We start from the raw sequence: 14,666 nt of genomic DNA, 5'->3' as shown, positions 1-14,666 counted from the left end.
GAAGTCAGCCAGCAATGGAGGCATCCTCAACGGAAGCCTCCAGATGCTTCATATTCATGTACTTCTTGTTGCCCAACTGGGTACCAGCCACATGGCGGAGCCGGGCACAGACCAACATCAAAGCAGAGTTGCCGTCCGGGAAGCTGCCAACTACACGGGTGCGGCGGCGGATCTCCCGGTTCAGCCTCTCAATGACATTGTTAGTACGGATACGAGTCCAGTGCTCGCTGGGAAAATCGCAGTAAGTCAGTGTTTCCTCAATGCCATTCTCCACCTTCTTGGCAGCCTCTTTCAGCTTCATGGAGCGCAGCTCCTCCACCACAGCCTTAGCCTTTTCACGGGCAGCTTTCTTGCTCTCCTGAGCGTGGATCGCCTTGAGCATTTTAGCTACCAGCTTTACCTTGGAGCGAGGTGTGACTGAGAACACATTACGGTAAAAATGGACGGTACACCGCTGGTATTTAGCCTCAGGAAACACTTCGCCACGGCCTCCAGCATACCAAGGCACTTGTCGCCAACAATGAGTTTCACGCCATCCAGGCCACGCCCACGGAGCCATTGAAAGAAGCTGATCCAGCTGGCCTTGTCCTCCTTCATACCCTCAGCGGCGCCCAAAACCTCACGGTATCCATCCTCATTGACCGCGATTGCCACCAGAATAGCCACATTTTCAAACTCCCCACCCCAGTTGCGGCGCAGGTAGATCCCATCCACATAGACATACGGATAGCGTCCGCCCTGCAGAGGACGGTTCCGCCAATCCTCAATATGGACATACGCTTTTTTGTTCAGCTCACTGATGGTGGAGGGAGAGACCTTGCTGCCCCAGAGGGCCTCGGTGATGTCCTCCACACGCCGGACGGATATGCCGGCTAGGTACATCTCAATGAGAGCCTCTTCCACACTGCTCTCCCGGCGGCGATACCGTTCAATGATGGCAGTCTCAAAGGAGATTCCCTTGAGCTTAGGCACCTTGAGAGTGACATCCCCGGAAGTGGTGGTGAGGTTGCGGTTATAGTGGCCGCTGCGGTAGCCCTGGCGCTGCTCGTTGCGCTCGTACCGGGCCGCTTGGGTCAATTTCTCTGCCTCGGCCTCCAGCAACTCGTTGAGCGTTTCTTCTACACTTCCACGCACAAGTTCCTTGAGTTGGCCCTTGATAACATCCTCATTTAGCTGTACAATCTTTTCCGACATGGTTTGCTGTCTCCTTTCGAATGGTGTGTCGCGACTTCATTCTACCAGAGATCTGCAAACCATGTCTCTTTTTGTTTTTACGAAACTTATTCTACCTGACCCAAGTACCAGCATCCAAGCTGCTGGAGTTTGACTGAACCTGAAAACTTCCTGAACTAAATATAACACGGGTTGCCGACATCGGCAACCCGTGTTTCCAATTATTCCACAAAAAGGTCAAGAGCAAAAGTAGCACCCATACGGAAAGCATACATAAACATCCTTTGTAACTCCATATTACTCTGGACTGTCCTCAAATGCTTTAACTCCTGGCACACTTTCTGTTCTTTTTTAGACCTACCCACCATCAGGGAGTGTTCCAACTGCTCAATCTTGCGGGAGTACATCTTGTAGACTGGATCATCTGAACACCCAAACTGTTCCCAAGGTCTGACTTCACCCAGAAAGAATTCTTCCAAAATGCCCATATCCTCACCACCTATATTCTTTTGGTGGGGACATGATACCTCTTCCAAAGGGAAGAGCCAAGGGCCAGTTTTTGAAGATGTATCTTCAAAATGTCCTGTTGACCATCGTTGACCAAATGGGCAACAGGTGGGCAACAAAAAGACCGTTTACCAATGTGGTAAACGGTCTTTCTGGAGCTGGAAACGTGACTTGAACACGCGACCTGCTGATTACGAATCAGCTGCTCTACCGACTGAGCTATTCCAGCAAACAGCATTTTTGATCACTTTTTTGGCCTTTTCGACTATCTCATTTTTGGAATAGAAGAAAAGTCAAGTGGGGCAAGGACTTTCTCACACCCCACTTGCGACTATCTCATTACGAGTGAGCTGCTCTACCTCTGAGCCACACTAGCGCATAATTTATTCCAAATTACCTGTAACATGATACAATAGAAGAAACAAATTGTCAAGGAGAATTCTCGGTGGTGGGGGAGCTGCTCATAATGCTCTGACATTATGGTAAGCCCTCCACACAATCTAGCGTTTTGTGTTGCTATGGATGTAAATAAAATGCGGAGTGCCTTTGCAGGATACTCAGATCCTATAAGGACACTCCGCATGGTCGGAGTGTAATTATAGGACTTGGAAAAATCCAGTCATATCAATGGTTTGCAAGCAGCAAGCAAGAGGTTTTTATCTAAAAAATTTATTCTTTGAGAATTACGCCGCCCAACGGGACTATGGGCGGCGTTTTCATATATCCCAACGAGAAAGGAGGGGTGCTCCCCCACAGGCCAGCCATCGGGCTGGCTTTTTCTATTTCACAACGGAGGAGGTTTTTAAGTGGCTGACGATAAAAAGAATATTCCCGATGCCGGGAAGGTAGACGAGCCCCCCAAGCCGGAAAAGGTAGAGCCTGTCAAAGCTGATCCCCCGGTGCAGGATCAGCCCACTCCGGCCAAAGCGGATGCCTCCGTGGTAGAGGGTGCGTTCAAAGTGGCAACGCCCCCTGCGGCGGAGCAACCGGCTCCGGCGGATAAGGAGGCTCCCAAAGATAAGGACGCTCCTGCTCCGTCTATGGAGGGTACACCGCAGCCGGGCAAGGACGAGAAGCAGACCACGATCCCCGGCATGGGAGATCCAGCCCCCGCCGGAAAGGTGGTGGATTTTACCGCTGCCCGGGATGGGGCGGCGAAGGGCAAGCCCCCGGAAAAGGCTGCGGCCCCGGATAAGGGCAAGCAGGCGGATAAAGCGAAGGATGCGGCCAAGCCCCGCAGGGGCCGCCCGGCCAGGGCTGACAAGGCGGCCCCCGACAAGGCCAAGCCGCAACCTCGGGACAAAATGTCCCAAAGCAAACCGCCTGCCGGGAAAGGCGCTCCCGCTACGACGGAGGCCCCGGCTGCAACCGAGCAGCCGCCCGCCCCTCGGGATGCCACCCGTGGCGTGAAAGAGGAGATCGTGTATCTCAATCTTTCCGAACTGCACCCGTTCAAAAATCATCCCTTTAGCGTCCGTGACGATGCGGAAATGCAGGGGCTGGTGGAGTCGATCAAGGCTGCCGGGGTCAATCAGCCTGCGCTGGTGCGGCCCCGTGAGGGCGGCGGATATGAGATCATCGCCGGACACCGCCGCCAGCGGGCCAGCGAAATGGCCGGGTTTATCAATATGCCCTGTATCGTCCGCAACATGACCGATGACGAGGCCATCCTCGCCATGACGGATGACAACCTGCGGCACCGGGAGAAGATCGTGCCCACAGAAAGAGGGGCTGCGCTGAAACAGCAGGTTGAGGCCATCAAGCATCAAGGAGCCCGGCCCGGCGAGGCTGATAAGGACGCTGGAAAACGCTCCACGCAGATTGTCGGGGATCGCAACGGCATGAATTACAAGCAGGTGCAGCGGTATATCCGCCTGACCGAGCTTGTCCCCGAACTGCGGGATATGGTGGATGCCAGTAAACTGGCCTTTACTCCCGCCGTGGAGATTTCTTTCATCCGCCCCAAGCACCAGAAGTATATTGCCGTTGCCATTGAGGGGCAGGCGTCCTCTCCGTCACTCTCCCAAGCGCAGAAGATGCGGGAACTGGATAAGGAGGGCAAGCTGAACGGCGATGTGATCGACGGTATTTTGAGCGAACAGAAAAAGGAGGTTGACAAGGTGATCATCAATAGCGCCGAACTGGAAAAGTATTTTGGCAAAGACAAGACGCCCCGGGAGATGAAGGACACCATTCTGGCCCTGCTGGACGAGTGGAAGGAGAAGCAGCCCCCGGAGCTGGGCAAGCCCGACAAGAAAAAGGATATGGAGAAGTAACCGGCCTTGGGACAATTTGTCCCGAGGTCTTTTTCGTTCCCTCTTTCAAGGCTCTTGGGATTTATCCCCCGTCGCCGCCTTTTACACGGCATGGCCGGGCGCTGTTCGTCAAGGGTGCATCGCACCGCCGCCCTGCGGCGGCTTGCCCTTTACGGGCGGCCCCGGCTGTGCCATTCCCGGAGGCGTGACGGGGGCATATCCTCCAGAGCCGCCCCCTTTCCCATGAATGGGAAAGGGCGGGGGGAAAGGGTTGAACACAAAGAAACGGAGGTTTTCTATGAAAAGACCCCTTGCCTATATTACCGCCGCATGGTGCGGCGAGGACTACAAAAACACGGAACAGGCGGCCCGGTACTGCCGGGCGGTGTACGAGGCTGGCTTTTCGCCCATCTGCCCTACGCTGTATCTGCCCTTGTTCCTCAACGACGCCGTTCCCGAGGAGCACAAGAACGGCATCGACATTAGCCGTGACCTGCTGCGGCGCTCCCATGTGCTGGTGGTGTGCGGCCATATGGAAAACTGCGGGTTTTCTCCCTCGGACATCCAGCGTGTGGTGGCGGAGCTCCATGAGGTCTTTGATTTCTGCGGGCTGGAGGAGGCCCAGCTGCACTTTGAGAACAGCCCCTATTGACCTTGGGACAAGTTGTCCCAAAGTGGAGCAAGGCAAGAGGACGGCACCGCCGAAGGTGCCGCCTTTCTGCGTTTCCCCACGGGACAAGGGGGACTGTCGGTCATTGTTTCGTATCGCTCTGGAAGGAGGCCCACATGGAAGATCCCGTACCCGTCAAGGAGGAATACACCTATCAAATCGGCAAAATCCAATTCATTGTCACGCCCGTCTACAAGGACAAAGGCGAGTCCATGCGTGACATCCTGTTGAAGCTGATGCTGGCCGATCTGGAGCCAGCCTAACTGTTCCATCGACATCCTTAACACGGGCAGTCGGCAGAGGTATAATATACATAGATAAGAACCTCTTGCTTGATTGCAGGAAGGAGGATATTTTGAAACAGTCAAGCAAGAAAATCTCCACCGGCACAGCCGCTCTCTAAGCGGATGGATGTGGACACCTTCTTGGAAACGGTGCGACGCTACACCGACGCCACCACCATCACCAAGCGCATGGTTGCCGAACTCATTGAATATATCGAGGTCTATCCTGCGGTCAAGGAGGACGGTGTTACCAATCAGCGGGTGACGATCCACTACAACTGCATCGGGGCCTTTGAGGTGCCGGATCGCCGGAAAATCCCCGAGCGGGATGTTCTGCTGGAAACGAGAAAAGGCGTAGCATTAAGCTACGCCCCGGCGGTGTAAAGGTGGTGTGGGATATGAGAGCATTTCTCTATTGCCGTGTCGCCCATGAAGATTCTTTCGCATTGGATCACCAGCGGTTTCTGCTCCAGCTCTACGCAAAGCAGGCGGGATATACCATCATCGGCGCTGCTGACGAATACGGCAGCGGGCTCACATTAGACCGCCCGGCGCTCCAGAAAGTGACCGAGGCCGTGATCGCTGGCAGGGTGGATGTGGTGTTAGTCCACAACCTGACCCGGATAGGCCGGGAGTGGGGCATGACCCAAAGCTACATTGACCTGCTCACCCAGCACAAGGTAAAGCTCCTGTGCATCCGGGATCGGCTGCTGTTCGACGAGAACGGCGCTACCCCAATTTTGGCAATAAAAAATGCGGAGTGTCCTTAGTCGGATACTCAGATCCTATAAGGACACTCCGCATGCCTTTTGTTGCCAAAAAAGATGCAGCAGCCCACAAGTCTGCACCAAAGACCAAATCGAAGCCCAGCGAAGTGGGTTCGATTTGGAGAGGAGGAACAAGTGAGCGGGCGGATGACGTCTTTTTTGCCGTGGGCATAAAAAGACATTGGAGCAAAGCGGATTTTGCTCCGACGTGGAACATCGCAACACTATAGATGCTGCAGATTTCAAGCGAATATTGACAAGTTGAAACTTTACTGCAAATACAAATAGATTCAAAGAGAAAATCGAGCTCTTCAAATTTCTGAAATCTGAAAGTTTGGAAGATTGATTTTACCAAGAGTAGATTAATTGCATCTACAGTTTTTCAAATAGTCAGCGAATGTTTTCAAGCCAGCAATCATACCCGGATATTTATGAGTAAAGTCTTTTTGCGTTTCCTCTGCTCGCCTATATTCTACTATCTCAGAATAGGAAAGGAACTGTGCTAACTGAAATATCCCGCTTTGTGTGGGCAAATAACTTTTTGCAACTATCAATTCTAATGTTCTCGTATTAAAATCAAATTGAAAACAATCATCGTCGTTGTGATATAAAAACTGAACGATATCGCAAAATTTGCTGATCTCACTCATTTTGCAAAGAACCCTCTCTGCTTAAAAAGCGGGGGGAGCGCGAGGGGGCGGCAGCCCGCCGTGCGTGGGATAGCATAGGAAGGCGCCTACTGGCCGGCGGGGCGCCTTCCTATATTCGCGGAGACCCAAACGAAGCCCAGCGAAGCGGGGTGGGTGGGAAAAAAGGGGCCTTCATGGGCGTCCGCGCCGCGGACGCCCATGAGGAGAAGGAGAGCCAAGGGAGCGGAGTGGACTTTAGTTCGCCGCAGCGGCGTCTTGCTGTAACAGACCAAAACAGCCAACGGTGACACCGCTGGCTGTTTTGAAAGAGGCCCTTGCAGCAAATTCACAAGGGTGCTATAATTTTCCTGTAGAATCGGGCCGACCTCGACAGGGCCGCTCAATCGTTCGTTGAGACGCCCACGACCTCGCTTCCATTGGCCAATTCCTGCTGCATCGCGTAGGAGAGCTGGCGCAACATTTGATACCCCTGGGTGTGCTGGATACTCTTATGGCCATCCATCCGACTTAAGGCAGCATAGAGAGAGACACTGTCTACGACACTGCGCTTCTGCGCCTTCACAGGTTTGGTCTGTGCCGAAGTAATAATAATTGTACTCCCCTCCTTGCCTCCCCCGTCTAAAAGTCACCTCCGAGGTAGTTCCACGGGCTGAGAGGCAAAAACTTGTCGCTGATTGTGAACCTCTGCCTACCACCTCTCTACTGGGAGGGCGAGCCGCTGAGGGAGTGCAAAAGACCCACAAACATCGATGTATCATTCTACCACAGTACAGCTGCTTTTGCAAGCACAATTTGTGTGCCAACGGGTTCTCTCACCCCCCCCAACCATATTCTATGCCGGGAGACGGGCCCGTAACCATGCGATTCGTCCATAAAAAATGGCCCGACGGCGGAAGCGCCGCGGACATCTGGAGAGGTGATTGGTTTGGATAGCAAAGTATTTGGGAGATCCCCGAGCAGTAATTTGGGTGCGAAATATTTGGATCAGAAACAAATGGAAGCCAACTTCCCGGACTACCGTGCTCTGCTGGATCGGATCGAGGATCAGCGGCAAGTGGCGGACTTTGTGGGCAGGAGCTTTGGCGGGGTGGAGTCATGGAAAATTCATCCTCAAATGTATGATAATGTATTCGCTATACTTGGGGGGAGAGGGGCTGGTAAGAGCTCGGTGATTCAAAGTCTGTGGGAATATCTCCAGCACAGCGGGCACAGCCGGGACATCATTCTCCCCATCATCATCCCGGAGGCCATCAGCGACCCCCACTGCTCCATCTTGGGCTGGATCATGGCCATGGCGGAGCAGGTCATCGACAGCATCGAGGAGCAGCTGCGGGGGCTGGAGGATCGGCGGGGCGGGGCGTGGGTCTGCGAGCATCTGCCCCGGGATCCCATGGGCTTTTTCAAGGACTGCCACCTCCAGCACAACAACCGGCTGCGGGAGCGGTATGAGTCTCTGAAGCGGGACTGCATCCCTGACCTTACGTCCGGGGGGGCCTTTTCCTACGACGAGATGGTGGGGCTCCAGGTCCACCTGTCCCAGAAGCAGTACACCCTGGTTCGCAACCTCAACCGGTTTTGGGAGGACGTGACCACCTACTGGAAGGCGATCAAGGGCCTGCAGGAGGAGGGCAGGGCGGGGGAGCCGGTTCAGCCGCTGATTATCCTCATGTTTGACGATGTGGACCTGGTTCCGGAGCGCAGTCTGGAGCTGCTCAACTCCACCTTCCAGTACTTCACCAACCCCAACATCGTGCTCATTCTGACGGCGGCGGAGAAGGTGCTGGAGCAGGTCATCTGGACCAAGATGCTGGAGCGGATGCTGGGCTCCCACTACGAGTCCCTGTTCACGGACTTCTATAAGACGGAGCATATGGGGGAGGATCGGACGGGGAAACTGAGCCTGGGGAGCATCGACCGGATGGCCCGGGAGTACTACGACAAGGTGGTGCCGCCGGCCAATCGCTATCATCTGCGCCGGTATCTCACCATCGCAGATCGGAAGCGGTATCGGTATGCCAGCATGGGGCAGAGCTTCCATCTCCCCCAGGAGGAGGTGTCCATCCAGCTGAGCGACTTTCTCGTGGGGCAGATCCGGTCGCTCACCACCCAAAAAAGTGGGCTCTTTATTCAGGGGGGCGCCGAGCCGCTCCGGGAGGCCTATCTTCTGATGTTCGGGGACAAGAGCCGCAACATCGCCAACAGCTGTCTGGCCATTTTAAACTGTGTGTCGAGGCTGAAGGGGTGTCAGACGCCGGTTCGGGGGAAAGACGCCAAGCAGCAGCGCTGGGGAGAGGCCTATGACGCCCTCCGGCAGCTGCTCACCGTGCTCATCTCCTCCAACCGGATGGTCAAGGAGCTGGGGGGTGAGGTGCTGGGGTTGCTCTACCAGGGGGGAGACGGGGAGATCCGGGTGGACTACGACGGGCTGTGGAACCTCTATGACAGAAGGTGCCGAGCGCTGGGCGATGAGGAGCTGGAGCACTATGAGCAGATGGCCAAATGGCAGGACGAGAGTGAGCTTCTGGAGGCCATGCTCCGCATGCAGGAGCAGGAGCGGCGGGGCAATCTCCAGCGGCAGATGACCACCTTGCTGGTGATGCTCACCTTCGTGGACCGGCTGTGGGCGTTGGCCGGCGGCCAATCCGCCACGGGGGATGGGAGGCTGGTGGGAGGAGAGGGCCTGGCCAATCTGCTCAACGGTGGCAGCATGACCTATTCCGCCAGGGCGGAACTCCAGCGCAGCTGGGGCTGGCTGAAGCTCTTTCCCCAGCACCTGGACGTGGAGGCCTTTCTGATCCGCTCCCCCTATGCCCTGGAGCACGTGGAGCACTACCTGGAGTTTGACCCCTTCGACCGACTCAAGGTACAGGAATACCTGATGGACACCTTCTATGCCGCCACCGCCGACTGTGAGAACTTTAAGGGCAAAAAGAAGAATACGGTGACGCCGGAGGAGCGGATTTGGTGGGGCCAGTGCAGCCCCGAGATGCTTTTGACCCTGGGACTCTCTGAGGATCAGGCCTGGGTGGAAACGGTACTGGCCATGCTCTACCTCCAGAGCAGCGGTCTGGCCGACCTGCCCGCCGACATCCTGCGCTTTGCCCAGGACGACCGGGAGATTCTGGAGCAGTTTGGCTTCGGCGGCCATTTGAACCAGCGTATCAGGGAGAGCCTGGCCGACGTGGTGAAGCGTGATATCTCCCAGACGGCGCTGCGGCAGTATCTGGAGGAGAGCTATCAGCGAATCTTTGAGAAGCGGGACCCCGCTCTGGAGGCTGGGCGGATCGACCTGCTTCAGGGTCATGACGGGGAGACCATCTATGCAGTGTTCAACTGGTACAACCAGAGCTTCAGCGAGACGGAGCAGGAGCGGCTGGCCGAGTGGTGTATCGCGGAGGGTATCGACGAGGGAAAAGAGGAGGCGACCCGGGAGAGCTTTGGCAGGTGGGTGATCCAGACGGTGGAGAATGCCATTAAGACGCTGGGCAAGTACATGATAGGGCAGAGCGGGATCATGCTGACGCTGGAGGGGTGCCGGAGTTTGTATAGCCGGCTGAGTAAAATACCGGTGACCAATAGCAATCTCAGCCAGGCACGCAGCGCCTGCCAGCTGGAGCTGGAGGCGGCAGAGCAGGAGCTGCTCAGTGATATACCGGTGACCAAGCCCAGCAGCAGCCAGGTGCGCAACGCCTGCAGACAGGAGCAGGAGGCGGCGGAGCAGGAGCCGCTCAAGAAGGAGAGCCCGGCCGACGGTGAGCCGGAGGACATCCGGAAAAAGGCTGCGGAGGAGCCCCCGAAGAAGGTGCTGTTTCCCCTGTCCGGGCTGTTGAAGTATACCCGGCTGCTGTATAAGGAGCACGCCAAAATCCATCTGATCCAGGACAGCACGGAGGAGTACTGGAAGGCGGAGATGATCCGGGGCTATTTTGAGCTGGTGGGCAGTCTCGACCCGGTGGTTCTGCCCGGGGAGGAGCCCAGGCAGCTGGTCTATTCGGACAAGACGGGCCAGAAGCAGGTGGTCGAGGTACCCATGAATCTGTGGGTGGTGCTGATGCTGAGCATGGTGGAGTATCTGATGCCCACCTATTTTGCGGCCAGGCTGGTTCAGCAGGGCGACAGGCTGGGTGTCCAGTCCTGGCGCAGCATGAGCTCAGGGCAGTATCCCCGGCAGGAGCTGGTGAACCAGCAGCTGGAGGCGCTCAAATGCCAGCTATTGGCCGACAAGGGGGATAAGTGGCTGGTAGCGGCAATGGAGAGGGCCCGGGACCGGATAGTAACGCTCTACATCGAGCATCTGGAGAGCGGAGAGCATGGATAGGAAGCGCCGGATAGAGATGCTCCTGCGGGTGTTGCTCTGCCCGTTTTTGGAGCTGCCCGCGCAGCGGGAGGATCTGTTGTGCGCGAAGGCCAAGGCCTACCAGCGCATGGTGGCCGGCGAGGGGGATCTGGCCTCGAACCGGAGGGCCTATGAGCGCGCCTGCGAGAGGATGGAGCAGTGGCTGGAGGGCTGGGTGCGGCCTGACCGGCTGAGCGAGATGGGCCAACTGCTGGAGATGTACTATCCGGAGGAGGAGCTGCGCACCCATCTGAGCGGGTGGGGCCGTGAGGATCTGGACGGCTACTACGTGGGCGTACTGCTCCAGCTGGCGGTGGAGTTCATCACCCTGCGGGACGGGCAGATCTCCATCCGCATGTGGGATGAGGCGGGGAAGGACCGCTACTTCCAGGGCAGCAGCAAGCTCTACAAGGTGGAGTTATGGAGCGTGCTCTCACGTATTATGACGCCGGATGTGTTGATTGCGGCCTACTTTGCCTCCAACGGGATCGACGATGTGCGGCAGCTGGCGGGGGTGCCCGATAACCTATCGCTGAGCGACAACCTGCTTGCGGGGGTGGCCAGGCGGGGGATCGCCGAGACCCATATGCACCTGGCTGCCGGAATGAGCTATCTGACGGTGTGGCAGGTGGTCACCGACCCGGCCGCCCAGCGAATATTTCCCTGGCGGAGGGAGCCGGTGCTCCAGCCCATCCAGCGGGAGGAGCAGGGATCGTACAGCGGTCTGCTGGTGGCGGGGTGGCTGCGTCTGCTGATGGCCAGGTATCTGGAGGACGAGGCGTCGGCCCGGGAGGACCTGCGCTACTACGTCTCCGCCCGCCGGGAGGAGAACCCCCTGGAGGAGCACATTCTGCGGCATCTGTTCGACGGGCCTTTCGGGCCGCAGCGCATGGAGCACCTGCGGGAGGTCATCCTGAGGAACGGGCAGACGTACATGGCCCACCTGGGGCGGCTCTGCCCCGCCGAGCGGGGGGAGGAGCTGGATGTCCTTCAGCGGGGTCCCTATTGGCGCTACCGCCGGCTCCACACGGAGCCGGAACTGCTGCTGCTCTACTTTGCCCTGCGGCACATACAGGCGCACCCGGAGCACCACCAATTTGCCCGGGTATTTCTGGACTATGTCAGGATGAAGAACAGCTATTTTCGGGATAAATTTCAGACCTTTGGCGGCAGCGGCTTGGCGTTTTTCCACCGGTATTTTGAGGCGGCGGCCTCCGCCATATGGCGCTCCGATTACGAGGATCGGCGGAAGGAGCAGCTGGTCTACCAGGCGGCCTTCCGCAACCAGCTCCACTGTCTCAATCTGCGGAAGCTGGAGGTTAAGATATCCCCCCGGCTCCCCGGGGGCGAGGTGGGCGGCTCCGGCTATGGAGCGGGAAGCCTGGAAGCGGACAAGCGGGCCATTGCTAGGCAGCTCAGCCAGGTGTTTACGGCCTATCTACAGGTATGTGAGGAGCAGCCGAGGACAAACCCGATCCCCTGCCTGGGGATCGTCTACCATTTTTCAAAGAAGGACGTCCACCACCCCGTGGACAACGGCTGCTGGGCGGCGCTGCGGGGGGAACGCCCCACCGATGAGGTCAGTCTGGTGCGGGCCCAGTGCATCCGATTTTTAAAGGCGCTGCGGGAGCTCATCGAGGAGGTCCCCATGCTGAATGAATATGTGGTGGCCCTGGATGCCGCCAGCCAGGAGCTGAGGGCGGAGCCCTGGGTCTACGCCCCGGTGTACCGGTATGCCCGCAGCCGGGAGAACACGCTGCCGCTCCACCCCAAGACCGGACTACAGATGCAGAGCATCGGCCTCACCTACCATGTGGGTGAGGACTACCACCATGTGCTCACCGGACTGCGTCACATCGACGAGGTCGTCACCCACTTTGGCTATAAGGCTGGGGACCGGCTGGGGCACGGCATGGTGCTCCAGGTGGAGCTGGGGGCGTGGATTCACGACCACGAGACCGTCCCCGTGCCCTGCCTGGATCGCCTGGAGGACCTGATCTGGGTATGGTCTCTGTGTGAGGAGTGCCCAGAGGAGCTGGGGAAGTATCGGTCTGAGCTGGAGGGCAAGCTGATGAAGCTGGCCACCCAGATTCTGAAAAATACCACAGGGCTGAGCCCCTATGTGCTTTGGTCGGCCTACAGCCAAAAGTTTACGGCATTGGAGTCCATCTTCTGTCGGCAGATACGGACGTGCGCCTTCACCTCCACCGAAGAGATCACTCCGCTGCAACCGGTGTTTCGCATGGAGGGGCAGCGCCCATTTTGCGCCCTGACCAGGGAGAAGACGCCCATCTGGGATCCGGAAAAACTGCGGCTGACTAACCACTGTCCCATCTATACCCGCCACTACAAGAAGCCCATGCTGGTGTCCACCCTGCCCGAGGATCTGCCCATGCTCCAGGCGGTACAGCGGCATATGCGGCAGAAGATTCAAAATCTGGGCATTTATGTGGAGACCAACCCCACCTCCAACGTGTCCATTGGGGACATCAGCAGTCTCCGGGACTATCCCATTACCCGGCTGAATGCGCCCCCTCTGCCTGAGCCGGATCCCATGACCATCCTCCTGTCCATTAACTCCGACGACCCCCTAGTGTTCAATACCAATGTGGAAAATGAGCTGGCGCTGGTCTACCACATGCTGACACACCGGGGCTATGGCCGGGAGGAGATCTTGAACTGGATTAACAAGGTGCGGCAGTACGGGATGGACAGCAGCTTCATCCGCGGGGAAAAAGAGCGGGCGTGCATCTTGGAGGAGCTGCGGGAGATTGTGGGGAATCTGACGCGGGTGATGGGGTGGTACCGGGGCGGCTAGACGCCGATGGAGCGGAAAGGAGAGAGAATATGGAGCATTTTATCAAGCAGTTTACCATCATTGACTTTCTGAGTATGGCCGTGCCCGGCAGCTGTCTCATTCTGGCGTGGAATTACTATGTGGGTGGGGTGACTGCGCCGGTGATCCAGTTTTTTGGCGAAAATACGGTCATTCTCGTCGTCTACTTCATCATGCTCAGCTACCTGTCTGGTATGCTGCTCCAGGAGCTGAGCAAGCGTCTGGAAAAGAACTGGGTGAAGGAGCTGGATGCCCTCCACACCCAGTGGCAGAGTGCGCCGAAAATAGCGGCGTACTATCAGGACCGTTTCGGGCGCTCCATCGAAGAGGGGCGAACCAACGGGGGCAGCCAACAGGTGGGGAGGGAGATTTTCCTCTGCGTGTCAGACCCCGGCGTTGCCGGGAGCAAGCTGAATCTGTTCCAGGCCTTCTATGGGATGGGGCGCAACAGCACCGTGGCGGCCTTCCTCATCTTTGTCATCGCCGGGATATCGGTATGCCACCAGAGCGCCATCTCTGCCAGTGACCTTTTGACGCCTGTGCTCTGCCCGGTGCTGGCGGGGATCATGTATGTTCGTAGCAGGCGCTTCTACCGCATAACCCAGGAGCGGGCCTATCGGGATTTCCTCATATTGGGGGAGGAGCGGGCCAGCAAGAAGACGCCTGCGGCGCCCTGAGCGGGGGCGCTGCCGGGATAACACAGAAAGGACCTGTCGCAGAATGTTTCCATTCTGCGACAGGCCCTTTTTATGTCATTTCAGTCTTATGATCTGCTCATATAGCATAGCGTATTTTTTCTCGATCACCATGTTGCTGTGGTAGTGGCCGAAGAACCAATACCGGAAGGTACATTTCTGACGCACTTCGTCGAAGAACTCGGTCAGTGCATCTTTTTTGAACATCCCACCGCTGAACACGTCCTGTATGCTGGATGGGCAGCAGTGGCTGATGATGTAATCCACATTCCAGTGGACACGCATCATATTTGCTCTGGCTTCCAGATATTCCGCTTCGCTGGGCAGTTCCTCGGCCCACCAGGAACGATGGTTCACACGAAACAGCGCACCGAGCTGTTCGAGTTGCTGGAACTTTTCCTCGAAGTCAGGATCGTCCGGTTCCAGGATGCCGTCCTGGATATCATGGGAGGAAGCGCCGCCCATGGTAAAAAACTTCCTGCCATTGAGCTCA

General features: G+C 57.1%; 10 protein-coding genes, 1 tRNA gene and 2 pseudogenes. 8 read left to right on the top strand and 5 right to left on the bottom strand.

Annotation, left to right across the window (positions count from 1 at the left end; translation table 11 throughout):
• Positions 1-4 precede the first annotated feature (4 nt).
• The 3 genes and pseudogenes from B5F94_RS03700 to B5F94_RS03690 form a co-directional block, all read right to left on the bottom strand.
• A pseudogene (locus B5F94_RS03700) lies at positions 5-1,194 on the bottom strand (IS256 family transposase).
• A 200-nt stretch (positions 1,195-1,394) separates the two neighbouring features.
• A complete protein-coding gene (locus B5F94_RS03695) occupies positions 1,395-1,661 on the bottom strand; it encodes a DUF6809 family protein (RefSeq protein ID WP_087327808.1) in 267 nt (88 codons plus the stop codon).
• 172 nt (positions 1,662-1,833) lie between these two features.
• Positions 1,834-1,909, bottom strand: a tRNA-Thr gene (locus B5F94_RS03690).
• Positions 1,910-2,486: 577 nt separating this feature from the next.
• Here B5F94_RS03690 and B5F94_RS03685 point away from each other — a divergent pair.
• The 5 genes from B5F94_RS03685 (at position 2,487) to B5F94_RS03670 (ending at position 5,659) form a co-directional block, all read left to right on the top strand.
• The gene (locus B5F94_RS03685; protein ID WP_087327805.1) at positions 2,487-3,956 is read left to right on the top strand and encodes a ParB/RepB/Spo0J family partition protein; all 1,470 of its coding nucleotides are present in this window, start codon (positions 2,487-2,489) and stop codon (positions 3,954-3,956) included.
• A gap of 277 nt (positions 3,957-4,233) precedes the next feature.
• Positions 4,234-4,587 (top strand): hypothetical protein, encoded by a 354-nt coding sequence (locus B5F94_RS03680; protein WP_242965569.1) that lies wholly within the window; start codon positions 4,234-4,236, stop codon positions 4,585-4,587.
• Positions 4,588-4,721: 134 nt separating this feature from the next.
• Positions 4,722-4,868: a hypothetical protein gene (locus B5F94_RS16665; RefSeq protein WP_169737580.1), complete on the top strand. Its 147-nt coding sequence runs from the start codon at positions 4,722-4,724 to the stop codon at positions 4,866-4,868.
• A 144-nt stretch (positions 4,869-5,012) separates the two neighbouring features.
• Positions 5,013-5,273 carry a DUF4368 domain-containing protein gene (locus B5F94_RS03675; protein ID WP_087327802.1) on the top strand — a complete coding sequence of 87 codons (261 nt, stop codon included), beginning with the start codon at positions 5,013-5,015 and terminating at the stop codon, positions 5,271-5,273.
• Between the two features lie 14 nt (positions 5,274-5,287).
• Positions 5,288-5,659, top strand: a complete 372-nt coding sequence (locus tag B5F94_RS03670) for a recombinase family protein (protein WP_087327799.1) — start codon at positions 5,288-5,290, stop codon at positions 5,657-5,659.
• Between the two features lie 359 nt (positions 5,660-6,018).
• Here B5F94_RS03670 and B5F94_RS16135 read toward each other — a convergent pair whose 3' ends face one another.
• Positions 6,019-6,306 (bottom strand): hypothetical protein, encoded by a 288-nt coding sequence (locus B5F94_RS16135; protein WP_143383238.1) that lies wholly within the window; start codon positions 6,304-6,306, stop codon positions 6,019-6,021.
• 979 nt (positions 6,307-7,285) lie between these two features.
• Here B5F94_RS16135 and B5F94_RS03660 point away from each other — a divergent pair.
• From B5F94_RS03660 to B5F94_RS03650, 3 genes are read left to right on the top strand one after another with little or no spacing between them, the layout of a single operon-like run.
• The gene (locus B5F94_RS03660; protein WP_143383237.1) at positions 7,286-10,624 is read left to right on the top strand and encodes a hypothetical protein; all 3,339 of its coding nucleotides are present in this window, start codon (positions 7,286-7,288) and stop codon (positions 10,622-10,624) included.
• Positions 10,617-13,460: a hypothetical protein gene (locus B5F94_RS03655; protein WP_143383236.1), complete on the top strand. Its 2,844-nt coding sequence runs from the start codon at positions 10,617-10,619 to the stop codon at positions 13,458-13,460. Before B5F94_RS03660 ends, B5F94_RS03655 begins: the two co-directional genes overlap by 8 nt.
• A gap of 29 nt (positions 13,461-13,489) precedes the next feature.
• On the top strand, positions 13,490-14,155 hold the full coding sequence (locus B5F94_RS03650; RefSeq protein ID WP_087327786.1) for a hypothetical protein: 666 nt from the start codon (positions 13,490-13,492) through the stop codon (positions 14,153-14,155).
• A 75-nt stretch (positions 14,156-14,230) separates the two neighbouring features.
• Here B5F94_RS03650 and B5F94_RS03645 read toward each other — a convergent pair.
• Positions 14,231-14,666, bottom strand: a pseudogene (locus B5F94_RS03645) (metallophosphatase); the annotation flags it as partial.

This window comes from Flavonifractor sp. An4 (assembly GCF_002161755.1).
Taxonomy (GTDB): Bacteria; Bacillota; Clostridia; order Oscillospirales; family Oscillospiraceae; genus Flavonifractor; species Flavonifractor avicola.
This window is presented reverse-complemented; position numbering and strand designations above follow the sequence as displayed.